General features: G+C 66.9%; 22 protein-coding genes. 13 read left to right on the top strand and 9 right to left on the bottom strand.

Features of this window, described 5'->3' with window-relative positions:
• Positions 1-7: 7 nt before the first annotated feature.
• Together U858_RS0125000 and U858_RS0124995 are read left to right on the top strand one after the other, a co-directional pair.
• Positions 8-370 carry a hypothetical protein gene (locus U858_RS0125000; protein ID WP_025139865.1) on the top strand — a complete coding sequence of 121 codons (363 nt, stop codon included), beginning with the start codon at positions 8-10 and terminating at the stop codon, positions 368-370.
• Positions 371-397: 27 nt separating this feature from the next.
• A complete protein-coding gene (locus U858_RS0124995) occupies positions 398-1,597 on the top strand; it encodes a glycosyltransferase family 4 protein (RefSeq protein ID WP_025139864.1) in 1,200 nt (399 codons plus the stop codon).
• A 66-nt stretch (positions 1,598-1,663) separates the two neighbouring features.
• On the opposite strand, the gene U858_RS0124990 is transcribed toward U858_RS0124995, so the two are convergent.
• From U858_RS0124990 to U858_RS0124965, 6 genes are all read right to left on the bottom strand, one after another.
• Positions 1,664-3,601 (bottom strand): bifunctional UDP-sugar hydrolase/5'-nucleotidase, encoded by a 1,938-nt coding sequence (locus U858_RS0124990; RefSeq protein ID WP_025139863.1) that lies wholly within the window; start codon positions 3,599-3,601, stop codon positions 1,664-1,666.
• Positions 3,602-3,766: 165 nt separating this feature from the next.
• Positions 3,767-4,876, bottom strand: a complete 1,110-nt coding sequence (locus tag U858_RS0124985) for an S-(hydroxymethyl)glutathione dehydrogenase/class III alcohol dehydrogenase (RefSeq protein ID WP_008164710.1) — start codon at positions 4,874-4,876, stop codon at positions 3,767-3,769.
• Positions 4,877-4,904: 28 nt separating this feature from the next.
• Positions 4,905-5,195, bottom strand: a complete 291-nt coding sequence (locus tag U858_RS0124980; RefSeq protein WP_025139862.1) for a metal/formaldehyde-sensitive transcriptional repressor — start codon at positions 5,193-5,195, stop codon at positions 4,905-4,907.
• A gap of 65 nt (positions 5,196-5,260) precedes the next feature.
• Complete coding sequence (gene rhmD / locus U858_RS0124975; RefSeq protein WP_025139861.1) at positions 5,261-6,448, bottom strand: L-rhamnonate dehydratase; 1,188 nt, start codon at positions 6,446-6,448, stop codon at positions 5,261-5,263.
• Positions 6,449-6,478: 30 nt separating this feature from the next.
• Positions 6,479-7,795 (bottom strand): MFS transporter, encoded by a 1,317-nt coding sequence (locus tag U858_RS0124970; protein WP_025139860.1) that lies wholly within the window; start codon positions 7,793-7,795, stop codon positions 6,479-6,481.
• Positions 7,796-7,866: 71 nt separating this feature from the next.
• Positions 7,867-8,619, bottom strand: a complete 753-nt coding sequence (locus U858_RS0124965) for an SDR family NAD(P)-dependent oxidoreductase (protein ID WP_025139859.1) — start codon at positions 8,617-8,619, stop codon at positions 7,867-7,869.
• A gap of 171 nt (positions 8,620-8,790) precedes the next feature.
• On the opposite strand from U858_RS0124965, the gene U858_RS0124960 reads away from it, so the two are divergent.
• From U858_RS0124960 to hutI, 6 genes are all read left to right on the top strand, one after another.
• Positions 8,791-9,720, top strand: coding sequence for a LysR family transcriptional regulator (locus U858_RS0124960; RefSeq protein ID WP_025139858.1), 930 nt, complete (start codon positions 8,791-8,793; stop codon positions 9,718-9,720).
• 93 nt (positions 9,721-9,813) lie between these two features.
• Complete coding sequence (gene hutC, locus U858_RS0124955) at positions 9,814-10,557, top strand: histidine utilization repressor (RefSeq protein ID WP_025139857.1); 744 nt, start codon at positions 9,814-9,816, stop codon at positions 10,555-10,557.
• The gene (locus tag U858_RS0124950) at positions 10,554-11,153 is read left to right on the top strand and encodes a HutD family protein (protein WP_025139856.1); all 600 of its coding nucleotides are present in this window, start codon (positions 10,554-10,556) and stop codon (positions 11,151-11,153) included. Before hutC ends, U858_RS0124950 begins: the two co-directional genes overlap by 4 nt.
• Before the next feature lie 127 nt (positions 11,154-11,280).
• A complete protein-coding gene (gene hutU / locus U858_RS0124945) occupies positions 11,281-12,972 on the top strand; it encodes a urocanate hydratase (RefSeq protein ID WP_029954286.1) in 1,692 nt (563 codons plus the stop codon).
• A gap of 87 nt (positions 12,973-13,059) precedes the next feature.
• Positions 13,060-14,589, top strand: a complete 1,530-nt coding sequence (hutH, locus tag U858_RS0124940; RefSeq protein ID WP_025139854.1) for a histidine ammonia-lyase — start codon at positions 13,060-13,062, stop codon at positions 14,587-14,589.
• 11 nt (positions 14,590-14,600) lie between these two features.
• Positions 14,601-15,818, top strand: coding sequence for an imidazolonepropionase (hutI, locus tag U858_RS0124935; RefSeq protein WP_025139853.1), 1,218 nt, complete (start codon positions 14,601-14,603; stop codon positions 15,816-15,818).
• Between the two features lie 53 nt (positions 15,819-15,871).
• On the opposite strand, the gene U858_RS0124930 is transcribed toward hutI, so the two are convergent.
• Positions 15,872-17,494 (bottom strand): methyl-accepting chemotaxis protein, encoded by a 1,623-nt coding sequence (locus U858_RS0124930; RefSeq protein WP_025139852.1) that lies wholly within the window; start codon positions 17,492-17,494, stop codon positions 15,872-15,874.
• 141 nt (positions 17,495-17,635) lie between these two features.
• Positions 17,636-19,045, bottom strand: a complete 1,410-nt coding sequence (locus tag U858_RS0124925; RefSeq protein WP_025139851.1) for an MFS transporter — start codon at positions 19,043-19,045, stop codon at positions 17,636-17,638.
• Positions 19,046-19,527: 482 nt separating this feature from the next.
• On the opposite strand from U858_RS0124925, the gene U858_RS0124920 reads away from it, so the two are divergent.
• The 4 genes from U858_RS0124920 to U858_RS0124905 are packed head-to-tail and all read left to right on the top strand — an operon-like array spanning position 19,528 to position 24,180.
• Complete coding sequence (locus tag U858_RS0124920; protein ID WP_025139850.1) at positions 19,528-20,037, top strand: spore coat protein U domain-containing protein; 510 nt, start codon at positions 19,528-19,530, stop codon at positions 20,035-20,037.
• Positions 20,038-20,075: 38 nt separating this feature from the next.
• Entirely contained in the window at positions 20,076-20,792 is a 717-nt protein-coding gene (locus U858_RS0124915; RefSeq protein ID WP_025139849.1) for a molecular chaperone, read from the top strand.
• Between the two features lie 56 nt (positions 20,793-20,848).
• The gene (locus U858_RS0124910; RefSeq protein ID WP_081821729.1) at positions 20,849-23,194 is read left to right on the top strand and encodes a fimbria/pilus outer membrane usher protein; all 2,346 of its coding nucleotides are present in this window, start codon (positions 20,849-20,851) and stop codon (positions 23,192-23,194) included.
• Positions 23,191-24,180, top strand: a complete 990-nt coding sequence (locus U858_RS0124905) for a spore coat U domain-containing protein (RefSeq protein ID WP_025139847.1) — start codon at positions 23,191-23,193, stop codon at positions 24,178-24,180. Before U858_RS0124910 ends, U858_RS0124905 begins: the two co-directional genes overlap by 4 nt.
• Before the next feature lie 16 nt (positions 24,181-24,196).
• Here U858_RS0124905 and U858_RS0124900 read toward each other — a convergent pair whose 3' ends face one another.
• Positions 24,197-25,183: a LysR family transcriptional regulator gene (locus U858_RS0124900; RefSeq protein WP_025139846.1), complete on the bottom strand. Its 987-nt coding sequence runs from the start codon at positions 25,181-25,183 to the stop codon at positions 24,197-24,199.
• Between the two features lie 129 nt (positions 25,184-25,312).
• On the opposite strand from U858_RS0124900, the gene U858_RS0124895 reads away from it, so the two are divergent.
• A complete protein-coding gene (locus U858_RS0124895; protein ID WP_029954281.1) occupies positions 25,313-26,296 on the top strand; it encodes a tripartite tricarboxylate transporter substrate binding protein in 984 nt (327 codons plus the stop codon).
• Positions 26,297-26,301 lie beyond the last annotated feature (5 nt).

Genomic DNA, 26,301 nt, shown 5'->3' with positions numbered 1-26,301 from the left:
AGCGTCTATGAAGCGATCGATCCTGGTGGCGTGCGCCACCCTCATGATGGCCGGCCTGCCGGCCGCACACGCCGCGCAGTCTGCGCCGGCCATTGGCCTGCCGCAGATGCCGGACGGCGAATGCAACTTGCCCGAATCCGTGCGCAACGCGGTATCGGCCCAGCTGGCGCAAGGCCAGATGCCACGCGCGGCGGTGCGCGCCGACGTCGCCGTCTGGCGCGCGTCGGGCTTGTCGCAGCTGTCGCGTGCAAGGCCCCTGCCGGACGTCTATAGCGAGCGGTACCGCGAGCACTACGCGACGTACCTGCGCATGCGCGGCGGCCCCGAGTTCGCGGCGGCTTTCTGCCAGGCGCTGCGCGATGCGCAGTAACGACGAGTTGGCCTGGCGGATGCATCGATGAAGATTCTGTACACCAACTTCCATCAGGGCGATGGCGGCGGCCATACGACGTATGTCGTGTCGCTGGCGCGCACGCTGGGGCCGAAGGCCTGCATCACGGTGGCGGCGCCCGCGGGCAGCCGCCTGCTGGACGAGGCAGCCGCCCTGCCCGGCATCCGCGCGATTGCGTTGCCTTTCCGAGGGCGGCCCGCGCAGCAATGGCGCGCACTGCGACAGTTGCGGATGCTGTTGCGCGACGAAGCCTTCGACGTGATTCACGTGAACGGCTCGGCCGATCATCGCCTGTGCATGCTGGCCGCGCTGGGTATGGGCGCCGATCGTCCCTTTTTCGTCTATACGCAGCACAACAGCCGCTACCCGCGCAGCCTGGGCGCGCGGGTACGGGCGCGCCTGGCGACAGACCGCGTCATCTGCGTCAGCGGACACACGTTCGAGCACATGGGCGAATCGGCGTTTCGCCGAGCCGACCTGCGCATGGTGCGCAATGGCGTGGATACGGCTCACTATCGTCCGGCCAGCCCGCAAGAGGCCCGCGAGGCTCGCGCCCGCTGGTTGCCCACGGCGTTGCAGGACTGCCTGGTGGTCGGTAGCCAGGCCGGCACGGCGGCCTACAAGAACTGGCTGGACATGGTCGAGGCGGTGGCCAGACTGCCCGAGGCGGCGCGGCGACAGATCGTGGTGCTGGTCGCGGGCAGCCCGCCGCCGCCAGGCGATTGGCAACGCGTCCAGGCCCTGGGCATGGCGGATGCGGTCCAGTTCACCGGCCTGCTGCGCGATGTGCGGCCCGTGCTGGCGGCGATGGATGTCGGCTTCGTGCTGTCGTCGCGGCTGGAGACGATCTCATTCGCTTGCCGTGAAATGATGGCGGCCGGCAAACCCGTCATCGTCAGCGACACGGGCGGGCTGGCCGAGAACATCACGCCGGGCGTCGACGGCTGGGTCGTGCCGGCCAGGGCGGTGGATCGCGTATCACAGACGTTGTTGGACATCCTGGATGCGCGTGCAACCCTGGCGACGATGGGCGCCGCCGCACGGCAGAAAGCGGTGCGCGATTTTTCGTTGGAGGCCTTCGTGGACGGGACCGAGCGCATCTATGCGGAAAGCGCCTTGCGCGAGGCGCGGCCACGCTACAGGCTGGCCGCCACCGGCTTGCTCGTTGGCGTGGCCTTGTGCGGCGGGGCCGTGTTCCTGGACTAGTTTGCCGGGCCAGGGTACGGCCCGGTGCACCAGGCCGACGCCCCGGTCCGGGCGCCGGCCTGTCGCTTACTCGCTGTACGTCTGCGTGCTGTACTGGCTGATCGGCAGCAGGTTCAGCACCGGCAGGCCGGACACGGGATCCTTGGCCTGCTTGTCGATGTAGGCCTGCAGCACGTCGGCATCCAGCACGCCGATGTCCTGGCGCCGCGCCGCGGGCACGTTGGCCAGCGTCTTGTAGCCGTCACCGCCGGTGGCGTTGAAGCTCAGCACGAACAGCTTGTAGGTGCGGGCCAGGTCCAGCGGCAGCCAGCTGCTGCTGGCATTGTCGAACACCTCGATGCGAGACACCCGGCTACCCTCGGCCAACGCCGCGTTCACGTCCCAGCGCAGGCCGCCGGCATAGGGGTACGGACCGGTGGAGCCGCCCGAGCCGTAGACCGCCTGCATGCCGTCTTCCAGCATGCTCTTGACCTCGGCGCCGGTGATGTCCAGGCGCCACAGCATGTTGCCGAACGGCACGACCTCGATCACGTTGGCTGCCGTCACGTTGCCCAGCAACGGCACGCGCACGCCGCCGCCGCTTTGCAGCGAGATGTCGGCGCCGCCGTAGCTGGCGTTGGCCACTTCCAGATAGGCCTGGGCCACCAGTTGCTGGATGTCGCCGCCGTGCAGGTTGACGTTGCCCAAGGTATTGCAGGCGACGCTGGATCGCGTGTAATCGCGCGAACCCGGGCCACCCGGCACGCGGCGCGAGCACAGTTCCTGCGGCACCGACGCCACCAGGCTGGCGCTGAACGCATCCACCTTGGCCTTGAAAGGCTGCAGCACCGAGGTTGCCTGGGCGTCGGGCGCCTGCACGCGCAGGAAGCCGCTGGCGGCCACGTCGGCCAGGATGGCGGTCTTGTCGGCCGCTGCGGGCGCCGCGCCGCTGATGGTGAAGGCATCGCTCACCAGCACGTGCGGGGTGCCGGCGCAGGCCGTCACGTCGCCGTTTTCATCGAAGCTGACCTTCAGCTCGCCCACCACCTGCGAGTATTCCCAGGCCTGCACCAGGCAGACGCGCTTGCCGTCCTTGTTGCGCAGTTCGGTCGGGTAGGCACCCGCGGGCGAGCCGACGCCGTAGGTCGACAGCGCAGCCGGGCCCAGCAGCGTGTGCGAATCGCCGCCCACCACCACGTCCACGCCGCTCAGCTTGGGAATGATCTGCTTGTCGTAGTCATAGCCGATGTGGCTCATCACCACGATCTTGTTCACGCCCTGGGCGCGCAGCGCATCGATCTGCTGTTGTGCCGCGGCGGTCTCGTCCGAGAACAGCGTGCCGGGATCGGGGCTGGAGGACTGCTGCGTCTTGTTGGCGATGGTCAGGCCCACCAGGCCGATCGGCTGGCCATCGCGAGTCAGCGTGACGGACGGCTTGACCATGCCCGGCGCGCGCGACGGATTCAGCGCCGAGTTGGCGCCGAACGTCACGTTGGCGCTCAGCACGGGGGTCTGGCAGGTGCCGGCATGCAGCAGCTCGATGAAACGCTTCAGGCCGCTGTCGCCCTTGTCGAATTCGTGGTTGCCCAGCGTCATGGCGTCAAAGCAGACCGTGTTCATCAGCGCGGCATCGGCCTCGCCGGGATCGCCCGCGCGGTTGAAGTACAGCGTGCCGGTGGTGGCGTCGCCCGCGTGCAGTTTCAGCACGTTGGGCGATTTCGCGGCCAGTTCCTTGAAGGCCGCCGTCACGCGCGGAAAGCCGCCCACGTCCGTGTTCACAGTCACGCGGGAGCCCGCTGCGTTCTTGAGCTTCAGGTCTTTCTTCTTGCTGTCCAGGTTGGAGTGATGATCGTTGATGTGCAGGATCGTCAGTTCCATGGGCCGGCTGGCCGCCGGGCCCGGCGTGGGCGCAGGGGCCGGGGTAGCCGGCGTATCGTCATCGTCGTCGCTGCCGCCGCATCCGGCCAGCAGTGCCATCATCAGGCTCAATGCCGCCGCGCCGGCAGTCCTCTTCCACGTATTCATGCGTGCATCCCTCTTGTTTTACGAGGGCGCATGGTCGCGGGCCAAGATTACGTGAAGATGAATGACAAGGCTGTCATATGCGCAAGCGGTGATGTCTCGCGTTCGTCACACAAACAAAAAGGCCCGGCGCAGTGCGCCGGGCCTGTCTGGGTGCACCAGGCGGGATCAGTAGTGAATCACGGTACGGATCGACTTGCCTTCGTGCATCAGGTCGAACGCTTCGTTGATGCGGTCCAGCGGCAGCGTGTGCGTGACGAACGGGTCCAGGTCGATCTTGCCGCTCATGGCGTCTTCGACCATGCCCGGCAGTTGCGTGCGGCCCTTCACGCCGCCGAAGGCCGAGCCGCGCCATACGCGGCCGGTGACCAGCTGGAACGGGCGGGTGCTGATTTCCTGGCCGGCGCCGGCCACGCCGATGATGATGCTTTCGCCCCAGCCCTTGTGGCAGCATTCCAGCGCGGCGCGCATCACGTGCACATTGCCGATGCACTCGAACGAGAAGTCCACGCCGCCGTCCGTGAGTTCGACGATCACTTCCTGGATCGGCTTGTCGTAGTCCTTGGGGTTGATGCAGTCGGTGGCGCCCATGGCGCTGGCCAGCACGAACTTGTTCGGGTTGGTATCCACGGCGATGATGCGGCCGGCCTTGGCCTGCACCGCACCCTGGATCACCGCCAGGCCGATGCCGCCCAGGCCGAACACGGCAACGGTATCGCCTTCCTTGACCTTGGCGGTGTTGTGCACCGCGCCCAGGCCGGTCGTGACGCCGCAGCCCAGCAGGCAGACCTTCTCGTGCGGGGCGGCCGGGTTGATCTTGGCCAGCGAGATTTCGTTCACCACGGTGTACTCGCTGAACGTCGAGCAGCCCATGTAGTGGTACAGCGGCTTGCCCTCGTAGCTGAAGCGCGAGGTGCCGTCGGGCATCACGCCCTTGCCCTGCGTGGCGCGGACCTTCTGGCACAAGTTGGTCTTGCCCGACAGGCAGAACTTGCACTCGCGGCACTCGGCCGTGTAGAGCGGAATGACGTGGTCGCCCGGCTTGAGCGACGTGACGCCCTCGCCCACTTCGACCACCACGCCGGCGCCTTCGTGGCCCAGCACGGCGGGGAACAGGCCTTCGGGGTCGTCACCGCTGAGGGTGAACGCGTCCGTATGACAGACGCCGGTGTGGGTGATCTGCACCAGCACCTCGCCGCGCTGCGGCGGCGCGACGTCGATTTCAACGATTTCCAGCGGCTTGCCGGGTCCGAATGCGACTGCTGCGCGTGATTTCATAAGCTTTGCTCCACGAGGTCGGGTGGCGTTATTTCAAATAGGAACGGACGATGCGCATGACCTGATCGATCTCCGCTTCGGGTTCGAGCGTCGCGCCGGGTCGTCCGCCCTGGGCGGATTGCAGGAAGGTTTCCCGAAGATGGCTTTCAAGCACTTCGGCCATCAGGCCCGTGGCCGCGCCGCGCAGGGCGGCCAGCTGCTGCAGCAGCGCACCGCATTCCGTGCCTTCGTTGACGGCGCGCTCAAGCGCCAGCGCCTGGCCCTGGATACGGCGCAGGCGCGTGGTGACGCGCTTCTTTTCAGCGGGGGAATGGGGCACGGCGGGCTCCGGTCGATACAGGGGGGGAGTATACGAAACCGGAGCGTCCGCGTCCAGCGCGGACCTTAGTGGGTATAGGGCCGCTGCAATTCGCAGGCGGGGTTGAGTCTGACCCCGAATCCAGGCGCATCCAGCGCCGAGGCCTTCATGCGGCCATTGACCGGCACGGGTTCATCCAGCAGTTGCGGGTGGAACATGGGCACGACGCGGTCGGCTTCTGGCGCCATCATCAGGAATTCGGCGAAGGGGCTGTTGTGCCGGGTGATGACGAAGTGGTAGCTGTACACCGACGAGCCGTGCGGCACCACCAGCTTGCCGTGGGCATCGGCCAGCGCCGCGATCTTGATGAGTTCGGTGATGCCGCCGCACCAGCCCACATCCGGCTGCACCAGGTCGCAGCATTCCATTTCCAGCAGCATCCGAAAGCCCCAGCGGGTGGCTTCATGTTCGCCGGTGCTGACCATCAGCCCGCGCGGCACGTTGCGCCGCAACTCGGCGTAGCCCCAGTAGTCGTCCGGCGGCAAGGCTTCTTCAATCCATTTCAGGCCGAAGTCGCGATAGGCGGCGGTGGCCAGGCGCGTGGCGTATTCCACGTCCAGGCTCATCCAGCAGTCGTACATCAACCAGAAGTCGTCGCCGACCCGCCCGCGCATGTCGGCCAGCAGGTCCAGGTTCTTGCGCAGGCCCTCGTCGCGCTCGGCCGGGCCGTGGTGCAGCGGCAGCTTGCCGCCGATGAAGCCCATGTCCTTGGCCAGGTCGGGCCGCGCGCCGGTGGCGTAAAACACCAGTTCGTCGCGCACCGGGCCGCCCAGCAATGCATGCACGGGTTCCTGACGGACCTTGGCCAGCAGGTCCCATAGCGCCAGGTCGACGCCGGAAATGGTGTTCAGCACCAGTCCCTTGCGGCCATAGAAGAGCGTGGCGTTGTACATCTGGTCCCAGATCTTCTCGATATCCGTGACGCGAGCGCCTTCGATGAAGCGGGCCAGGTGCTTTTCGACGATCCAGCAGGCCGGTTCGCCGCCGGTAGTGACGGCAAAACCGATGGTGCCGTCGCTGGCTTCGATTTCCACCACCAGGGTGCCCAATACGTTCAGGCCGAAGCGCTTGCGGCTTTGCCGGTATTCCGGGTATTTCGCCATGGGGGTGCTGATGTGGTCGTCGATCCAGTGGCCTTCGCCCTGGTCGTGGTAATCGGCACCGCCGCCGCGTACGGTGTAAGCGCGGACGTGTTTGATGGTCGGCATCGGCATGGGAGGGGTTTGCTCCAGTCAGGTCAGGGATCAGGGTGCGCTGACGGACGGCTTGGTCCGTGTCGCGGGGCCGCGCTTGCGCAGCGCGTGGAACAGCAGGGCGCCGACGACGGTGGTGCCGGCCAGCAGATTCAGGCCGGCGCTGGGCGAGGCGAATGCGCGTTCGGCCCAGGTCTTCAGGTTGGGCGCCACGAAGCCGCCCAGGGAACCCAGCGAGTTGATCAATGCAATGCCGCTGGCGGCGGCCGCGCCGCTCAGGTAATCGGTGGGAAATGACCAGAACAGGGGCTGCACGGCAATGAAGCCGGCCGCGGCCAGGCACAGCGCCACCATCGCCAGCAGCGGTGATGCGGTATTGACCGATACCGCAATGCCCAGCGCGCAGACCAGCATCGTGGTGAGCGCAAGGCCTGCATGGTTGCTGTGGCGTTCGGCATGGCGCGGCAGATAGTAGGTGGCCGCCAGCGCGCACAGCCACGGAATGGCGGTGACCAGCCCGACCTGCAAGCCGACGCTCTTGCCAAGCAACGCCGCGACCTGGGTGGGCAGATAGAACACGACGCCGTAGACGCTGACCTGGATCAGGAAGTAGATCAGCGAGAGGAACAGCACGCGGCCGTTGGCCAGCGCACGCAGCGCCGTGCCGGGGCCATGCGCGGCCTTGTGCGCGTCTTCCCGTTCGATGGCCCCGGTCAGCAATCGGCGTTCTTCCGCTGTCAGCCATTTGGCGTCGCGCGGTGAATTGTCCAGGTACCACCAGGCCCAGATGCCCACGGCCGACGCCATCAGGCCTTCGACCAGGAACAGCCATTCCCAGCCACGCAGCCCGAAGGCGCCGTGCATGTCCAGCAGCAGGCCGGACAAGGGGCTGCCGAAGATGAACGCCAGCGGCGCCCCGAAATAGAACATGCCCAGCACCCGGGTGCGGGCACCGGACGGAAACCACTTGGTCAGGTAATAGATGACGCCGGGGAAGAACCCCGCCTCGGCCACGCCCAGCAGGAAGCGCAGCGTGTAGAAGGCGGTCTCGGTGGTGGCGAACATCATGCCCGCCGACACCAGGCCCCAGGTCACCATGATGCGGCACATCCAGGCGCGGGCGCCCACCCGATGCATGATCATGTTGCTGGGCACTTCGAACAGCGCGTAGCCGATGAAGAACACGCCTGCGCCGAACGCGAACATGGCGTCCGACAGCCCGGTGTCCAGCTGGAAGGCCTTCTTGGCAAAGCCGATGTTGGCGCGGTCCAGGAAGGCCAGCACATACATCAGCAACAGGAATGGGACCAGCCGGCGGATGGCGCGGGCCGTAGCGCGCGCCAGCGCGGCGTCCTGGGTGGGGGTCATGGTGTCGTCTCCTCGTTATGTTTTATGCCGAGGCCCTGTCAGGCAGGGCCTCGGAGACTGCTCGGACGCGCTCAATACGTGGCGCGCCCGCCCGACAGGTCGAACACCGCGCCGGTGCTGAACGCGCAGTCCTCGGAGCTGAGCCAGCCGATCATCGCGGCGGCTTCGTCCACCTGCAGGAAGCGGCCCATCGGAATTTTGGACAGCATGAAATCGATGTGCTCGGGTTTCATCGAATCGAAGATAGGCGTCTTGGCCGCCGCCGGCGTCACCGCGTTGACCAGCACGCCGGTCTGCGCCAGTTCCTTGCCGAGCGATTTGGTCAGCCCGATCAACCCGGCCTTGGAAGCGCTGTAGTGCGAAGCATTGGGGTTGCCGTCCTTGCCCGCGATGGATGCGATGTTGACGATACGGCCATAGCCGCGTGCAATCATGTGGGGCACGACGGCGCGGCAAGCCAGGTACGAGCCCACCAGGTTCACCTCGATGACGCGGCGCCACATGTCCACGGGCAATTCCCACAGCGTGCCATTGCCGCCTGTGATGCCGGCGCTGTTGACCAGGATGTCGATCTGGCCGTGCGTTCGAAGCGTGGCCGCGGTTGCAGCGTCGACGTAGGCGCCGGCCGTCAGTTCGACGTCGGCGATGCTGACGTTGCCCAGAGGGGCCAGCGCCTCGCGGGCAGTACCCAGGGCGGCTGCATTGACGTCCCACAGCGCTACCTGGGCGCCGGATCGCAGCATGCGTTCGGCGACGGCGTAGCCGATGCCTTGCGCGCCGCCAGTGATTACCGCGACGCGTCCGTTGAGGTCCAGCTGGTTCATGCGGCGGCTCCGAGGCAGGCGGTGGCGGGCGCTTGGCCGGGAATGAATGGCGTCATGTTGTCTCCTTGTTCCAAGGGTTCGTGTCCGTTGAACTGTAGGAGGGCCGGCTATATCATTCCAATCAATTATTCAGACCAAGACATTCCGTTTTGGAATCGCTCGGAGCGGCCCATGGCCCTGGCCCCGCGGCTGGTGAATCGACTCAGGCTCAAGCATTGGGCACTGCTCAGCGCGCTGGACGAAGCGGGTACCCTGAACCAGGCGGCGGCACAGATCAGCGTCACGCAGCCATCCGCCACCAAGATGCTGGCGGATATCGAACAAGCGTTCGGCTTTGCCTTGTTTGAGCGGCATGCGCGCGGCATGGCAGTCACCCCATTGGGTCAGGAGGTGGTGACCTATGCGCGCCAGACACAGGCTGGCCTGGAACGCTTCCTGGAAGACCTGGACGCCAAGCGCCGCGGCGGCCACGGACACCTGGTGTTCGGCGCCATCATGGGGGCCGCGCCCGACCTGGTGGCACGCGCCGTGGCCGACATCAAGCGCGAGCGGCCGCGGCTGAACATCCGCATCCTGGGAGAGACCAGCGACCAGATCGGCCTGCTGCTCGACCGTCACGAAATCGAGCTGGCGGTCGGACGCTATACGGGCCCGCTCGACCACAACCGCTTCGATTTCCAGCCGCTGGCGGACGAGCCTTTGCGGGTATTCGTGCGTAATGGCCATCCGCTGGCGCGCAAGCGCCGGCTCACCTGGGACGAACTGGTGCGCTGGCCCTGGGTGCTGCAAATGCTGTCCAGCCCCGCGCGGGTGCTGCTGGAAGGCGAATTCGCGCGGGCGGGCGTGGCGGGCCCTGGCGATGTCATCGAGTGCTCGTCCATCTTCGCCACCTTGCAGCTGGTGCAGTCCAGCGACGCCATCGCGATGCTGCCCGAATCGGTGCTGCGCGACCACGTGGGCGCCGGCCTGTTGACTGCCTTGAACCTATCGGTGGGCAAGGACCTGAAGGCTTTCGGCGTGCTGACGCGCAAAGGCGAGACCTTGTCAGACACCGCGGCGGCATTTGTCAGTCATTTGCGGCGCAACGCGGGGGCCGCTTGAAGGTGGATGCACGACGCAGGTCGCCTTGTCTGTACATGTCTAGTACCCCCCTATAATCCGCTTTCGACCAACGGCACGACACAGGATATTTCCGTGGCTTCTTCCCCGCCCCGCCTGCCGGCCCAGGCCACTGCCCCGCCAGCACCGCTCTATGCGCATCTCAAGCAGATGATCGCCCAGCAGATCCGCAGCGGCGCCTGGCCCGCGCATTACCGTGTACCGTCCGAAAGCGAACTGGTGCAGGAACTGGGCTACTCGCGCATGACCGTCAACCGCGCGCTGCGCGAACTGACGGCCGAAGGCCTGCTGGTGCGCATGCAAGGCGTGGGCACGTTCGTGGCGCAGCCCAAGACGCGTTCGGCGCTGTTCGCGGTCAACAATATTGCGGATGAAATCACGGCCCGCGGCCACCGGCACCATAGCCGCGTGGTGCGGCTGGTCGAAGAACCCGCGGGCGGCGAGCAGGCCTCGGCGCTGGATATCCGCGAAGGCCAGCCGGTGTTCCATTCCATCATCGTGCACTTCGAAGACGACGTGCCGATCCAGCTGGAAGACCGCTACGTCAATGTGCGGCTGGCGCCAGACTACCTGCAGCAGGATTTCACGCGGCACACGCCCTACGAATACCTGACCCGCGTCGCGCCGCTGACCGAAGGCGAGCACGTGGTCGAGGCCATCGTCGCCAAGCCGCGCGAATGCCAGCTGCTGCAGATCGACCGTACCGAACCCTGTCTGCTGATCCGTCGGCGCACCTGGTCGGGCGAGCGCGTGGTGACGCTGGCCCGCCTGATCCACCCCGGCTCGCGTCACCGTCTTGAAGGAAAGTTCTCCCAATGAAGCATCCCGATGCGCGCCTGTACCGGGCGCAGGACTATCCCCGCATGCCGTGGCGCAATGGCGGCGGCATCACGCAGGAAGTGGCGTGCAACCCGGGCGGCAGCAGCGCGGCGTTCGACTGGCGGCTGTCGATTGCCGAGGTGGCGCAGGACGGCGGCTTTTCATCATTCACCGGCTTGCAGCGCATCATCACCGTGCTGGAAGGCGCCGGGATTGCACTGACGGTGGACGGCCAGGCGCAGGCGCCGCTGGGTCCGCGCCAGGCCTACGCGTTCTCAGGCGACGCGGCGGTGGACTGCCAGCTGGTCAACGGCCCCATCCGCGATTTCAACCTGATCTATTCGCCGGCCCGCTATCACGCGCGCTTGCAGTGGATTGGCGACGTGCGGCACTGGACGTTCCATAGCGCGGCCCGCACGGTGCTGCTGCTTAACGCCGGGCAGGACCTGAGCCTATGGTGCGACGGCCAGGCATTGCCGGGCCCGTCGCGGTATGACTGCCTGCATATCGAGGGGCAGGACCGGCTGGCCGAATACCGGCTCGAATCAGACGGCATGCTGGATGCCTGCCTGATCGAATTGACGCCGCGTACCTGAGCCGCAACCCACGCCGCGCTACGGGAAATCCCTGACCTGCAATCCTGTTTGATCGACTTGTATATACAAGCATAGGCATCCTATGATTTCGGCAATGGCCGCGCGGCAAGGCGCGGCGCCTGTGATGATGGAGACGACCTTGGAAAAATCGAACCGATACCGCGATGTTGAAATCCGCGCGCCGCGCGGCAATACGTTGACCGCCAAGAGCTGGTTGACCGAAGCGCCGCTGCGCATGCTGATGAACAACCTCGACCCGGATGTGGCCGAGAACCCCAAGGAACTGGTCGTCTATGGCGGCATCGGCCGCGCCGTGCGCGATTGGGATTGCTACGACAAGATGGTCGAGGCCCTGACCCGGCTGAACGACGACGAAACGCTGCTGGTGCAGTCGGGCAAGCCGGTGGGCGTGTTCAAGACGCACGCCAATGCGCCGCGCGTGCTGATCGCCAATTCCAACCTGGTGCCGCACTGGGCCACCTGGGAACACTTCAACGAGCTGGATGCCAAGGGCCTGGCGATGTATGGCCAGATGACGGCCGGCAGCTGGATCTACATCGGCAGCCAGGGCATCGTGCAAGGCACCTACGAGACCTTTGTGGAAGCCGGCCGCCAGCACTACGGCGGCGACCTGACGGGCCGTTGGGTGCTGACCGCCGGCCTGGGCGGCATGGGCGGCGCCCAGCCGCTGGCCGCGACCCTGGCCGGCGCCTGCTCGCTGACCGTGGAATGCCAGCAAAGCCGCATCGATTTCCGCTTGCGTACCCGTTACGTGGATGAGCAGGCCACCGACCTGGACGACGCATTGGCTCGCATCGCCAAGTACACCCAGGCCGGCCGTGCGATCTCGATCGCGCTGTGCGGGAATGCGGCCGAGGTGCTGCCCGAACTGGTGCGCCGCGGCGTGCGTCCGGACATGGTGACCGACCAGACCAGTGCGCACGATCCGTTGAACGGCTATCTGCCCGCCGGCTGGACCTGGGACGACTACCGCGAACGCGCCAGGCATGAGCCCGCTGCCGTGGTGAAGGCGGCCAAGCAATCCATGGCCGAGCACGTCAAGGCCATGTTGGCCTTCCAGAAAAAAGGCGTGCCCACCTTCGACTACGGCAACAACATCCGCCAGATGGCCAAAGAAGAAGGCGTGGCCGATGCGTTTGATTTTCCCGGCTTCGTGCCCGCCTACATCCGCCCGCTTTTCTGCCGTGGCGTGGGGCCGTTCCGCTGGGCCGCGCTGTCGGGCGATCCGCAGGACATCTACAAGACCGACGCCAAGGTCAAGGAACTGATCCCCGACGATGCGCACCTGCACAATTGGCTGAACATGGCGCGCGAACGCATCAACTTCCAGGGGCTGCCCGCGCGTATTTGCTGGGTGGGTCTGGGGCAGCGCGCCAAGCTGGGCCTGGCCTTCAATGAAATGGTGCGCAGCGGGGAATTGTCGGCGCCCGTGGTGATCGGCCGCGACCACCTGGATTCCGGCTCGGTCGCCAGCCCCAACCGCGAAACCGAAGCCATGCGCGACGGCTCCGATGCGGTCTCCGACTGGCCGCTGTTGAACGCCCTGCTGAACACGGCCGGCGGCGCCACGTGGGTGTCGCTGCATCACGGCGGCGGCGTGGGCATGGGTTACTCGCAGCATGCCGGCATGGTGATCGTGTGCGACGGCACCGACGCCGCCGCCGAACGCATCGCCCGGGTGTTGACCAACGACCCGGCCACCGGCGTGATGCGCCATGCCGACGCCGGCTATGAAGACGCCATCGATTGCGCCCGCGAGCAAGGGTTGAATCTGCCGATGATCGATACCGGCCGTTGAGACACGGCGGACGCTCGACAGCAACGGCCGGCCGCTGCCGGCCGTACGATATTGCATGACACGGACGCATCGTCCTGGAGAAAAACAATGGATCTGCACCTGAATCCCGGCCATCTCTCCCTGGCGCAATTGCGCCAGGTGTACCAAGAGCCGGGCCGCGTGACGCTGGACCCGGCGGCCTACGGCCCCATTGACGCCAGCGTCGCCTGCGTCGAGCGCATCATCGCCGAAGGCCGCACGGCCTACGGCATCAATACCGGCTTCGGCTTGCTGGCGTCCACCAAGATCGCGCGCGAAGACCTGCAGGCGCTGCAAAGCTCGCTGGTGCTGTCGCACGCGGCCGGCGTGGGCGAGCCGCTGGACGATGCGATGGTGCGGCTCATCATGGTGCTCAAGATCAACAGCCTGGCGCGGGGCCGCTCGGGCATACGCCGCCAGGTCATCGACAGCCTGATTGCGCTGGTCAATGCCGGCGTCTATCCGCACATCCCGCTCAAGGGGTCCGTGGGCGCCTCGGGCGACCTGGCGCCGCTGGCGCATATGTCGCTGCTGCTGTTGGGTGAGAGCCGGGCGCGCCATCGCGGCGAATGGCTGCCGGCCAAAGAAGCCCTGGCCCGCGCCGGGCTCGGACCCCTGACGCTGGCCGCCAAGGAAGGGCTGGCGCTCTTGAACGGCACCCAGGTCTCCACGGCCTATGCGCTGCGCGGCCTGTTCGAAGCCGAAGACCTGCTGGCCGCTGGCCTGGTCTGCGGCAGCCTCAGCGTGGAGGCCATGCTGGGCTCGCGCGTGCCGTTCGATGCCCGCATTCACGAGGCGCGCGGCCAGATCGGCCAGATCGACGTGGCCGCGGTGTTCCGCGACCTGCTGACCGACGACAGCGAGGTCGGCCATTCGCACGTGGATTGCGACAAGGTCCAGGACCCCTATTCGCTGCGTTGCCAGCCGCAAGTCATGGGCGCCTGCCTGACGCAGATCCGCCATGTGGCCGAGGTGCTGCAGATCGAGGCCAACGCGGTGTCCGACAATCCGCTGGTGTTCGCCGAGCAAGGCGACGTGCTGTCGGGCGGCAATTTCCACGCCGAACCGGTGGCGCTGGTGGCCGACAACCTGGCGCTGGCGCTGGCCGAGATCGGCGCCCTGTCCGAACGCCGTATTTCGCTGATGATGGACAAGCACATGTCGCAGCTGCCGCCCTTCCTGGTCAGCAATGGCGGCGTGAATTCGGGCTTCATGATCGCCCAGGTGACCGCGGCGGCGCTGGCCAGCGACAACAAGGCGCTGGCCCATCCCGCCAGCGTCGACAGCCTGCCCACGTCGGCCAACCAGGAAGACCACGTATCGATGGCGCCGAACGCCGGCAAGCGGCTGTGGCCCATGGCCGAGAACGTGCGCGACATCCTGGCGATCGAATGGCTGGGCGCCTGCCAGGGGCTGGATTTTCGCGCCGGCCTGAAGACGTCGCCCAAGCTGGAGCGGGCCCGCGGCCTGCTGCGCGAAAAGGTGGCGCACTACGAGAAAGACCGCTTCTTCGCGCCCGACATCGAAGCAGCCAGCCAATTGATCGGCGCGCGCCACTTGAATGCTTTGGTGCCCCCGGGCCTGTTGCCCAGTCTTTGACGGAGCGCGCGATGAAACGGGTATGGCGCAACTGCCACGCGGCCACCATGGCCGATGGCCGCTATTCGATGATCGAACGCGCGGCGTTGGTGACCGACGGCGCGCGCATCGCCTGGATCGGCCCCGAAGACGCGCTGCCGCACATCGCCACCGAGCACGAACATGACCTGGGCGGCGCCTGGGTCACGCCCGGTCTGATCGACTGCCACACCCACCTGGTGTTCGGCGGCAACCGCAGCCAGGAATTCGAGCAGCGGCTGCAAGGCGTGGATTACGCGGTGATCGCGGCGCAGGGCGGTGGCATTGCCAGCACGGTGCGCGCGACCCGCGAGGCCACCGAAGCGCAGCTGTATGCCAGCGCCCGCCAGCGCGCCCTGCACCTGTTGCGGGACGGCGTGACGACACTGGAGATCAAATCGGGCTACGGGCTGGACCTGCCCAACGAACGCAAGATGCTGCGCGTGGCGCGGCGCCTGGGCCAGACGCTGCCGCTCACGGTGCGCGCCACCTGCCTGGCCGCGCACGCGCTGCCCCCGGAATTTTCCGGCCGCGCCGACGACTATATCGATGAAGTGGCGCGCCGCATGTTGCCGGTGCTGGCGGCCGAAGGGCTGGTCGATGCGGTGGATGCCTTCTGCGAGCACCTGGCGTTTTCACCGGCGCAGGTCGAACGCGTGTTCCAGGCTGCCGCGCACCTTGGCCTGCCGGTCAAGCTGCACGCCGAGCAGTTGTCTTCGCTGCACGGCGCCAGTCTGGCCGCGCGCTACGGCGCGCTGTCGGCGGACCACCTGGAATACCTGACCGAATCCGACATATTGGCAATGGCTGCGGCGGGCACGGTGGCGGTGCTGCTGCCGGGCGCGTTCTATGCGCTACGCGAAACGCAACTGCCGCCCATTGAACTGCTGCGCCGCCATGGCGTGCCGATCGCGATTTCCAGCGACCTGAATCCGGGCACGTCGCCTGCCCTGTCCTTGCGGCTGATGCTGGGCATGGCGTGCACGCTGTTCCGACTGACGCCGGAAGAGGCGCTGGCCGGGGCCACCGTGCACGCGGCTCGTGCGCTGGGCTTGCAGGCCACGCACGGCGTGTTGGCGGCGGACATGACGGCCGACTTTGTCGCTTGGGATATTTCACATCCCGCCGAACTGGCCTACTGGATCGGCGGCGAGCTGCCCAAGCGGGTCGTGCGCCACGGCGAGCCCGTGTGCGCCACCGCACTGGAATAAGGCGTGACTTGTCTTGCCGACAGGCGGGCCGTGGCGACGGTCCGCCTGCGGGATCACGCCGATAGCGCCAGGCGTTCCCGTACCGGCAGGGCCAAGTTCTCGTGGCCGGCATCCGGGCCAGGCAGCCGGAAGGCGCTGACCGAGCTTTGCAGACGCTGGGCCTGCGATTCCAGCGAGGCGGCTGCGGCGGCGGCCTGTTCGACCAGGGCCGCGTTCTGCTGCGTCACCTGGTCCATCTGCGTGACCGCGGTGTTGACCTGGTCGATGCCCGTCACCTGTTCGCGCGAGGCGGCGGCGATATCGCCCACCAGCAGCGTCAGGCGTTCGATCACCGCCTGGATTTCCTGCATGGTGCGCCCGGCGGTCTCGACCTGCACGGATCCGGCCTGCACCGTGGCGCCGGATGTGCTGAGCAATTGCTTGATTTCCTTGGCGGCGCTGGCGCTGCGCTGCGCCAGCGAACGCACTTCGCCCGCCACCACCGCGAAGCCCTTGCCTTGCTCGCCGGCACGGGCGGCTTCCACCGCCGCGTTCAGGGCCAGGATGTTGGTCTGGAACGCAATGCCGTCGATCACGCCGACAATGTCTTCGATGCGGCCCGAGTCCTGCGCGATTTCACGCATGGTGGCCACGGCGCTTTGCACGGCCTCGCCGCCGCGGCGCGCCACCTGTGACGCCTCGGCCGCCATGGCGTTGGCCTGGCGGGCGTTGTCGGCATTGCTGGTCACGGTGGACAGCAGCTCTTCCATGCTGGCGGCGGTTTCTTCCAGCGACGCGGCCTGCTGCTCGGTGCGGCTGGACAGGTCCTGGTTGCCAGCGGCGATTTCGCTGGACCCGGTGTTGATCTCGGCCACGCCGTCGCGCACGGCATGCACGGTGCGGGCCAGGCTGGCCTGCATTTCCTGCAGATAGGGAATCAGCTGCCCGGCGCAGTTGCCGCCGAACGTGGCGATGGGCACGGTGAGGTCGCCGCGGCTGATGTGCTGGAAATGCTGCTTGATGTCGTCCAGCGGGCGCCGCACGAAGGCCACGACGTAGCGGTCACCCAGGAACAGCAGCAAGAGGCTCACGCCCAGCACGATGCCGATGCCCAGGTAGGCGTTGCGGCGTTCGTCGACGGCGCGTTTGCCCAGCGCCTCCTGGCGTTCCTTGGCATAGGCCTCGTAGTTTTCAATGCTTTTGCCATAGGCCCGGCTGGCGGTGATGACCGGGCCGGCGGCGTGAGCGCGGGCCTTTTCAACATCGTCCTGGGCCAGAAAGCCTCGCTGGACGGCGATACCGCCATTGACCAGCGCATCGAAGTCGCTGCGCAGCGGGTCCAGAATGGCGGCTGGGGTATCCCGCTGGGCAGATTCCAGGAACAACGCCTGGTTCTTGCGGGCTTCCTGCACGGCCACGTCGATGGCGCGGCCTTCCTCCGCGGCTGGGGCGGCCAGGCCGTCGCGGGCGTATTCCAATTGGCGGGACAGACGCAGGCGGGCCCGCATGATCTGGTCGTTGATGCGGGCAAGCGAAGAGACTTCGTTCAGGAGTTCGTTGCTGGCGGCGAGCGCTTCACCGGAGTTGTGCAAACCATTTACGCTGATGGCCGATTGGCCGGCTAGCAGGACACTGATCATGAGCAGGGTGCACAGGATCATGCGGCGGATGGTGATGTCTTTCAGGAACTGTGTCATACGCGTCTTTCTAGGGTGTAGAGAGGGACTACACCCGGACAACGGCCCCGCCTGAACGATATTTAGCAGGTGTTGCACATCTTACGTATATGTCTGGCCCGTCCTGGAATATATCGAAATTAACCGCAATAAATCGGGGTTTCAGCGGGTTGCCGCCGCTTGCGCGGGCTCCACGGCGCCGAAACGCAGCCGTGCGAAACTGGCCAGGCTGGCCAGCGCTGCGCACAGGCCGCCCAGCCACAGCGACATCACCGCGCCATGCGTGGTCGACACGTTGAAGCACGCCGCCACCAGGGCGGCGCCGGTGGCCTGGCCCAGCAGGCGCACCGTGCCGATCATGCCGCTGGCGCCGCCCGCGCGCGACGGCGGAGCCGACGTCATGATGGCGCGCAGGTTGGGCGACTGGAAGAAACCGAAGCCGGCGCCGCACAGCGCCATGCGCCAGGAAATGTCCCAGGCCGACGGCGTGGCCGGCAACAGGGCCAGCGAGGCCATGCCCAAGGCCAGCAAGGCCAGGCCCACGCCGCCCAGCATGCCTGCCGGATAGCGGTCCGACAGGCGCCCGGCGATGGGCGCCATGATGGCCACCACGACCGGCCACGGCGTGATCAGGAAACCGGTGTGCACCTGGGTATAGCCCAGCACGGTCTGGAACAGGAAAGGCAGCGACACGAAGGCCAGCGCCTGTGCCGCGAAGGCGCAGACGGCCGTGGCGGCCGACAGCGCGAACAGCGGCCGGCGCAGCAGGTCCACCGCCAGGATCGGGGCCGGATGGCCGGCTTGCCGGCGCATCAGCAGCCACAGGCTGGCTGCGGCCAGCCCCCATTCCAGCGTGACGCGCGGCCACGGCGCGCTGTGCGCCAGTTCGTTCGAGCCCAGCACGAACAGGCCCAGCGTCGTCGCGCACAGGGCCGCGGCCACGCCGTCAAAGCCGTGCGTCGACCGCGTGGTTTCGGGCAGGCCGCGCAGGCCCAGCCCCATGGCCAGCAAGCCGATGGGCACGTTGATCAGGAACAGCCAATGCCACGACCCCAACAGCAGGATGGTGGACGCCGCGGTGGGGCCGGCGGCAAATGACAGGCCCACCACCATTGCGTTCAGCCCCATGCCGCGCCCCAGCACGGGGGCGGGATAGATGAAGCGCAGCAAGGCGGCGTTGACGCTCATGACGCCGGCCGCGCCCAGCCCTTGCAGGATGCGCGCCGCCACCAGTACCGGCAGCGACGGCGCCAGCCCGCACGCCAGCGACGACAGGGTGAACACCACGATGCCCACCATGTACACCCGCCGATGCCCCAGGATCTCGCCCAGCGCGGCCGCCGGCAACAGGCCCGCGACCATGGCCAGCTGGTAGCCGCTGATGACCCAGATGGAACCGGCATCGCTGGCCTGCAGGTCGCGCGCGATGGTGGGCAGCGCGGTGTTGGCGATGGCGGTGTCCAGGCTGGCCATGCAGACGGCCAGCATGACGGCCAACAGCGCGCCCAGGCGCTCGGACGCCGGCAGGCCCTGGCCCGCGGGATAGATGGTATTGCGTGAGAACGAGAACATGAGGAGCCGCGCGGCAAGCAGTCAGGGCCCAGGGGGCGCTGACCGGAAGTGAGGGGGTGGTGCGTTGATTCTAGTGCGACATGGCGATTCAACGCTTCGTCAGCCACGGGTGGCCGGCCCGGCGTGTCGGATGGGTCGGGGACGCTGCGCCAGATAATGCGACCGGGTGGTCACGCTTTGTCGTCGGCCCAATAATCCGCCCGGATAATCGTGCAGTGCCGCAAAGGTCTTGAATTCCGTGGTTTTTGTTACTAATAGAAATTATCTAATTTGCTGATTTACAACAATTTATCCCATACTGCCCGAAGCATGTTTTCATAGAGAAACCGCGTCCGCTCGCCGCGGTTTTTTAATCGAATCGGTTAGAAAGGGTAAATAACCCAATTTGAAAATTAACCGAATCGCGCTTCGCCGCTATATCCGACGTACCATGTTTCGTATGCAAGTCTGATAGTGCAACAGTATTTCGTGGGGGTGATTTCATGAAACGCTTGTCTTTGTGCGCGACGACTCTGGCTTTGGCGACCGCCGGTGCAATGCCGCTGGCGGCCCAGGCACAAACCACCGCCAACATGGTGGTGACGCTGACCATCACGGCAAACTGCACCATCGCCGCGAATAATCTCAATTTCGGCAGTCACGGGGTTCTGAACACCGCGTTCAGCAATACCACCACCGTGAATGTCACCTGCACCAACACCACCCCCTATACGGTCGGCCTGAGCGCCGGCACCGGCACCGGGTCCACCCTGACCAACCGGCTCATGAACGGTACGGCCACGGGCAACACGGCGTCCACCGTGGCCTATCAGCTGTATCAGCCCGCGCCGAACCAGACCGTGGTGTGGGGCGACACCGGCGCGTCGGATCGCGTCGGCGGCACCGGCAGCGGGGCATCGCAGGCGTTGACGGTCACCGGTACGGTGCCCGCGCAGGCGACCCCGGCGCCCGATACGTATTCGTCCACCGTCACCGCGACGGTGTATTTCTAGTGGGTCGCCCGATCGGAAATCATTCGGGCGGGAGCGGCGTGATCCGATGGCTGGCAGGCGCGCTGCTGGCCGCCTGCATCGGCGTGGCCAGCCTGCCTGCGCAAGCGGCGACATTGCAGATATCGCCGGTGCTGGTGGACCTGGCGCCGCAGCAGGCCGCCACCGGCATCATGCTGCGCAATCCCGGAACCACGCCCATCTACGGCCAGGTGCGCGTATATGCCTGGGACCAGGCGCAGGGTGACGACGTGCTGACGCCCACGACCGAGATCCAGGCCAGCCCGCCCATCATCCAGGTGCCGGCCAAGGGCGAGCAACTGGTGCGGCTGGTGCGGGCGGGCAATGACCTGGCGCCGCTGCAGAAAAGCTACCGCCTGGTGATCGACGAGATTCCGGACCCTGCCACCCCGCTGGTCAACGGCGTCGTGTTGCGCATGCGTTATTCGGTGCCGGTGTTCGTGGCGGGCGCCACGCCCGAGCCGACGCCCGAACTGGACTGGCGAGTGACGCGCGCGGACAAGGAATGGGTCCTGCGGCTGGCCAACACCGGCACGCGCTATGCCCAGGTGGCGTCGCTGCAGATCGTGACCGGCGCGGATGCGCAGGTGGCGAAAGTGGATGGCCTGCTGGGTTACGCATTGGCTCAGCGGCAGCGCGAATGGCGGATACCCGTCAAACACGGCGCGGCCGGCCCGCTGAAAATCAAGGCTCTGGTGAACGGCAGCGCCGTCACCGTGACTCCGCGAGTTGACTGACTGATTGCGCTGCGCGCCTGCCTTGCCGGCGGCCGCGGGGTAAGAGAAGGCAGCCCATGGCAGGACGCGCTATCCGTGCTTGCGGGCGCTGCGCATGCCGTCTCGCGCTCTTCTTGATCGGGGCGTCGGCGGCTGCGGCGGACGCGCCCATCCAACTGGTGTCGTTCGGCGATATCGCCGAACGCGACGTCTATTTGGAGGTGAGTATCAACGGTGTGAACACCACCCAGTTGCTGCGCTTTCGAGATGCGCAGGGGCGGCTGTCGGCCAGCCCCGGCGCCCTGGGGTCGGTGGGAGTGGACATCAGCAAGCTGGGTGCATCGCCGGACAGCGAGGTCCGGCTCGATGACGTGGCCGGCCTGCGCTACACGTACAACGCGGCGATGCAATCGGTGAACCTGGTGGTGCCGGACGCGCTGCGCCAGCCTTACCAGGTGGACACGCGCGGCCTGCCCAAGACGCCGCCGGCCACCTCGGGCCGCGGCCTGATCCTGAATTACGAGGCCTATGCGCAGACCGACGCCTACAACAAGGTGTCGATGTATACCGAGCAGCGCTATTTCGATCCGCACGGCACGTTCAACAATACCGGCACCGCCTACCTGGGCGGACGCGCCGACCGCTATGTGCGCTACGACACCTACTGGACCCAGTCGAACCAGGAAACGCTGCGCACGCTGCGAGTGGGCGACACGATCACGTCGTCGTTGAACTGGTCGCGCTCGGTGCGGGTGGCGGGCATCCAGTGGGGGCGCAACTTTGCGTTGCGGCCAGACCTGGTGACCTTTCCGGTGTCGTCCTTGAGCGCCTCGTCGGTGGTGCCCTCGTCGGTGTCGCTGTACGTGAACGGGGTGCAGCAGTATTCGGGCAATGTGCCGGCCGGGCCGTTCGTGGTGAACCAGATTCCCGGGATAACCGGGTCGGGCCAGGCCACGCTGGTGACACGCGACGCGCTGGGTCGCAGCGTCAGCACGTCGGTGCCGCTGTATATCGACACCCGCATGCTGGCAGCGGGGCTGTCCAGTTATTCCATCGAAGCGGGCTTTGCGCGGCGCCTGTTCAGCGTGCGGTCGTTCGATTACGACAAGCGGCCCGCGTTCACGGCGTCCGGCCGCTATGGGTTGGACGATGCGTTGACGGTCGAGGGCCATAGCGAGATGAGCGCGGGCGTCTACAACGTGGGGGCGGGCGCGTTGGTGCGGCTGGGGCAGGCCGGTGTGATCAACGGGGCGTTGTCAGGCAGCGCCGGCAATCATGCGGGCGGGCAGGTCAGCCTGGGCTATCAGTATGTGCAGCCCGCCTTCAGCGTGGAACTGCAGACCGTGCGCGCGCTGGGCGATTACGGCGACCTGGGTTCACGCGAAGACGTGCCGGTGCCGCGCCAGACCGACCGGGTGACGTTTTCGCTGCCGCTCACGACCTCGCAGAGCATGGCGTTCAGCTACATCGGCTTTCGCATGCCGCAGTCGCCGGCCGCCAGGATCGGGTCGGCGTCCTATACGGCCAATCTGCACAGCCGCGTGTCGATGAACGTAAGCGCGTACAACGATTTCGCCCAGACCGGTTCGCACGGCGTCTACCTGGCCTTTTCCATCCTGCTGGGCGACAACACCCAGATCAACGCGTCGGCCGGCAAGCAGGGCGAGCAGAATATCTACAGCGTCGGCGCGCAGCGCAACGTGGACTACGACGGCGGCTGGGGCTGGGGCGTGGAGAACGGCCGCAGCGGCGGCGGCCAGTACAACCAGGGCAAGGTGCAGTTCCTGGGCCGCTACGGTCAGCTGACCGCATTGGGCCAGGACTACGCGGGCAAGAGCCAGGCGGCGGTGCAGGCTTCTGGCGCGGTGGTGCTGATGGATGGGTCCCTGACGCCGTCGCGCCGCATCAACGACGGCTTTGCGCTGGTCAGCACCGATGGCACGCCGGACGTGGCGGTGCTGCACGAAAACCGCAAGCTGGGCCGCACCAACAGCGCCGGGCACCTGCTGGTGCCGGACCTGAATTCCTATCAGATCAACCGCCTGTCCATCGACCCCGACGAGCTGCCGGTGGACATGAAGCTGGAATCCACCAAGGTCGTGGTGGTGCCGCAGGCCGGTTCCGGCGTGCTGGCCAAGTTCCAGCTGCAGCGCTACGCCGCGGCGTCGGTGGTGTTGCAGCTGCCGGATGGCAGCGCGGTGCCGGTGGGCGTGCAGGTGGCGCATGGGGAAAGCGGCAAGCAGTCGGTGGTGGGGTACGACGGCATCGCCTTTGTCGAAGACCTGAAGCCGGAGAACCATCTGCGCATCAAGGGCGGCGGCGTGTCCTGCGTGGTGGAGTTTCCGTATCAGCATGACCCCGCGCGGCCATTGCCGACATTGGGGCCGTTCGTGTGCCAGCCGTTGAAGGAGCCGGGTCAATGAAGTGCGCGTTGTTCTTGGTGGGAGCCTTGCTGGGGTTGGGGTGGTCGGCAAATGCGCAGGCGACGACTTGCTCTTTGGCGGCCGGCACCGTCAGCTCGGTCAACTTCGGCACCGTCAATCCGTTGCTGCCTGCCGATACGTTTGCCGACAGCAACACGGTCACGGTGACCTGCAATTTCACGGCCTTGGCACTGGGTGCGCGCCTGTGCTTTTCGGCAGGCGTGGGCAACACCAGTCCGTCGGTGGCCGCGCGGGCGCTGGGGGCCGGCGCTTTGCGCATGAACTACAACCTGTACTCGGACAGCGGCCATACCCAGGTGTGGGGCGCGGCGACGACCAGCGCGCCGACCTCGGTGCTGCTGGTGGGTCCGGCGCTTGGCGGCAGTGCGTCGGCGTCGTTTTCGTTCTATGGCAAGCTGCCGGGCGGGCAATCAAGCGTATCGACCATCGGCAATGCGAATACGCTTTACAGCGAGACCTACACCACGACGGCCCGCGTCGACATTTCCGTCGGCTTGCTGTCCACCCTGCTGATCAATTGCCCGATTGCCGCGCCAACCCAGACGCTGAGCATCCCGCTGAACGTGCAGGCGACCGTGCAGAAGAACTGCACCATCAATGCGACCAACCTGGCGTTTCCGCCGCAAGGTCTGTTGAACCAGGTGGTGACGGCCAATGGCACGATCACGGTGCGCTGCACCAACAACAACGCCTTCTCGGTGGCGCTCAGCGGCGGTTCGGTCGCCAACAACGTGGCGGCGCGCAAGATGAAGCACCAGACCGCGGCAGATACGGTCAGCTACCAGCTGTACCAGGACAGCAACTACGCGACGATCTGGGGCGATGGCGTCACGGGTGGCACGCCGCTGGCTCGCACGGGCACGGGCGCCAACCAGCAGTTCACGGTGTACGGCCGCGTGCCGGTGCAGACGACGCCGCGGCCGGGCGACTACAGCGATACGGTCACGGCCACCATTACGTTCTGATGCGATGGGGGCGCCTTCACGTTGGCGCGGCGGCCGTTGCCGCGGCGGCCGATGCCGCGGCGGCGCGGGCCCGCAGCAGACTGGCCAGTTCGGTGTAGCAGCGCTGCACGGCGGCACGCGCCTGTTGTTCGGGGGCGCGTGTCATCAGGCTGATGCGGCGCGTCAGCCGTGGATGCTGCAGCGGCACGATCGCCAGGCCGTCGGGGCGCTGTCCCTGCGTGTACAGGCGCGAGATCAGGCCGACCCGCAGGCCGGCGCGCACCAGGCTGTAGAGCGTATCGGTGTAGTTCAGCGTGTCGGTGGCGGCCAGGTCGGCGCCCTGCTGGCGCAGCGCCGACATGATCATCTCGTAGGTGCTGCCGCGCGACAGCACAGCCAGGGGTTCGCGCTTCAGGTCCTGCCAGGTGATCTGGCGGCGACGCGACAGGCGGTGGCTGTCGGACAGCACGGCGACCAGGTCGTCTTCGGCCACGAAGGCTGCCGCCAGGCCCGGCGCCAGCCCGAAATCCAGGCCCAGGCCGATGTCGAGTTCGCCATTGGCCAGCGCGGCCATCAGTTCGTCGTTCAGGTGGTCGGACAGGATCAGCACGATCTCGGGGTGGCGCAGCCGCCACTGGGCCACGGCGGGCGCCAGCAGGTGCATGGTGGACGGAATGCAGCCGATGCGCACCGTGGCGGCCTGGGTGTCCAGCAGGCGCCGCAGGTCGTCGGTGCCCTGGGTGTAGCTGTTGAGCAGCCATTCGATCTGCGCGCGCGCGGCCTGGCCGGCCGGCGTCAGGCGCACGTGATGGGTGCCGCGGTCGAACAGGGTCACGCCCATCAGGGTTTCGAGCTCGCGGATGGCGGACGACAGGGCGGGCTGGCTCAGGGCCAGGGCCTCGGCCGCGCGGCTGAAGCTGGCGTGGCGGGCCACTTCCTTGAAGCCGCGCAATTGGCGCAGCGTGGGCTGGCGGGCAGGGCTGGCGGACGCCGGGGCCGGGCCCCGGTCTGGCGGCTTGGTCATAGATTTACCTGATGAATCTATAAAAATAACCCATTTCAGTTATGACGCGATGCTGCGTACGATGGCGCCCTCGCCCTCTGCGCGCGCCGGTCGGCCGACGCGCCTTGCCCGTTGCGGATCCACGTCATCATGTTCAAACGCCTGTTCCTGTCCGTCACCACGCTGGCGGCCGCGCTGTGTGTCGCCCCGGCCGCCTGTGCCGCCGACGCCTGGCCCGCGGCCAAGCCGCTGACCCTGATCGTGCCCGTCAGCCCGGGCGGCAACGTGGACACCACCGCCCGCCTGGTGGCCCAGAAGCTGTCCGAGCGCCTGAAGCAGTCCATCATCGTGGACAACGTGGCGGGCGCGGGCGGCGTGCTGGGCGTGGCCAAGGCCACGCATGCGGCAGCCGACGGCTACACGCTGGTGATGGGCTTTGACGGCCCGGTCAGCGTGGCGCGGCTGATCAACCCGGCCGTGAAATACGACGCCGAGACGGCGTTGGCGCCCGTGGCGCTGGTGACCACCGCGCCGGTGGTGCTGCTGGCCCGTCCGGGCCTGCCGGCCAACAACATGCAGGAACTGATCGCCTTGGCGCGCAGCAAGCCGGATACGCTGACCTACGCCTCGTCGGGCGTGGGCACCGTGCTGCACCTGGCGATGGAAGTGATGCAGGAGCAGGCCAAGGTCAAGCTGGTGCACGTGCCCTACCGCGGCGGCGCGCAGATCACCAACGATGTCATGGGCGGCCAGGTGGACCTGGGCCTGTTGGTCACCACCAGCGCCACGCCGCTGGTGCAGCAGAACAAGCTGCGCGCCCTGGGGCTGACGTCGGCCACGCGCATCGCCACGCTGCCGGACGTGCAGGCGTTTGCCGAAACGCCCGAACTCAAGGGCTTTGAATTGAATACCTGGACCGGCGTATTCGTGCCGGCGGGCACGCCGCCCGAGGTGGTGCAACGCCTGAACCAGGAACTGAACGCGGTGCTGCAGATGAGCGACGTGCAAAAGCGCCTGGCCGAGGGCGGCGCCATCGCCGGCCAGGGCTCGCCCGAGGCCTTCGCCGCGTTCCTGAAGAAAGAGAAAGACGTATACGCGCACATCGTCAAAAGCGCCAACATCCAGCAGGAGTAGACGCC

Origin of the sequence: Achromobacter sp. DH1f (assembly GCF_000633435.1) — a bacterium.
Classification (GTDB): Bacteria; Pseudomonadota; Gammaproteobacteria; order Burkholderiales; family Burkholderiaceae_B; genus Achromobacter; species Achromobacter deleyi.
The sequence above is the reverse complement of the archived record's forward strand: the minus strand, read 5'-3'. Positions and strand labels throughout refer to the sequence as shown.

What these genes read in the sequence shown, in the direction of transcription:
- U858_RS0124895 (WP_029954281.1), top strand. Translation starts at nt 25,313, where the DNA reads ATGTTCAAACGCCTGTTCCTGTCCGTCACCACGCTGGCGGCCGCGCTG.
- hutH (WP_025139854.1), top strand. Translation starts at nt 13,060, where the DNA reads ATGGATCTGCACCTGAATCCCGGCCATCTCTCCCTGGCGCAATTGCGC.
- U858_RS0124965 (WP_025139859.1), bottom strand. Translation starts at nt 8,619, where the DNA reads ATGAACCAGCTGGACCTCAACGGACGCGTCGCGGTAATCACTGGCGGC.
- U858_RS0124985 (WP_008164710.1), bottom strand. Translation starts at nt 4,876, where the DNA reads ATGAAATCACGCGCAGCAGTCGCATTCGGACCCGGCAAGCCGCTGGAA.
- U858_RS0124960 (WP_025139858.1), top strand. Translation starts at nt 8,791, where the DNA reads ATGGCCCTGGCCCCGCGGCTGGTGAATCGACTCAGGCTCAAGCATTGG.
- U858_RS0124925 (WP_025139851.1), bottom strand. Translation starts at nt 19,045, where the DNA reads ATGTTCTCGTTCTCACGCAATACCATCTATCCCGCGGGCCAGGGCCTG.
- U858_RS0124920 (WP_025139850.1), top strand. Translation starts at nt 19,528, where the DNA reads ATGAAACGCTTGTCTTTGTGCGCGACGACTCTGGCTTTGGCGACCGCC.
- hutU (WP_029954286.1), top strand. Translation starts at nt 11,281, where the DNA reads ATGGAGACGACCTTGGAAAAATCGAACCGATACCGCGATGTTGAAATC.
- U858_RS0124995 (WP_025139864.1), top strand. Translation starts at nt 398, where the DNA reads ATGAAGATTCTGTACACCAACTTCCATCAGGGCGATGGCGGCGGCCAT.
- U858_RS0124970 (WP_025139860.1), bottom strand. Translation starts at nt 7,795, where the DNA reads ATGACCCCCACCCAGGACGCCGCGCTGGCGCGCGCTACGGCCCGCGCC.
- U858_RS0124930 (WP_025139852.1), bottom strand. Translation starts at nt 17,494, where the DNA reads ATGACACAGTTCCTGAAAGACATCACCATCCGCCGCATGATCCTGTGC.
- U858_RS0124900 (WP_025139846.1), bottom strand. Translation starts at nt 25,183, where the DNA reads ATGACCAAGCCGCCAGACCGGGGCCCGGCCCCGGCGTCCGCCAGCCCT.
- rhmD (WP_025139861.1), bottom strand. Translation starts at nt 6,448, where the DNA reads ATGCCGATGCCGACCATCAAACACGTCCGCGCTTACACCGTACGCGGC.
- U858_RS0124990 (WP_025139863.1), bottom strand. Translation starts at nt 3,601, where the DNA reads ATGAATACGTGGAAGAGGACTGCCGGCGCGGCGGCATTGAGCCTGATG.
- U858_RS0124905 (WP_025139847.1), top strand. Translation starts at nt 23,191, where the DNA reads ATGAAGTGCGCGTTGTTCTTGGTGGGAGCCTTGCTGGGGTTGGGGTGG.
- U858_RS0124910 (WP_081821729.1), top strand. Translation starts at nt 20,849, where the DNA reads ATGGCAGGACGCGCTATCCGTGCTTGCGGGCGCTGCGCATGCCGTCTC.
- U858_RS0125000 (WP_025139865.1), top strand. Translation starts at nt 8, where the DNA reads ATGAAGCGATCGATCCTGGTGGCGTGCGCCACCCTCATGATGGCCGGC.
- U858_RS0124950 (WP_025139856.1), top strand. Translation starts at nt 10,554, where the DNA reads ATGAAGCATCCCGATGCGCGCCTGTACCGGGCGCAGGACTATCCCCGC.
- hutI (WP_025139853.1), top strand. Translation starts at nt 14,601, where the DNA reads ATGAAACGGGTATGGCGCAACTGCCACGCGGCCACCATGGCCGATGGC.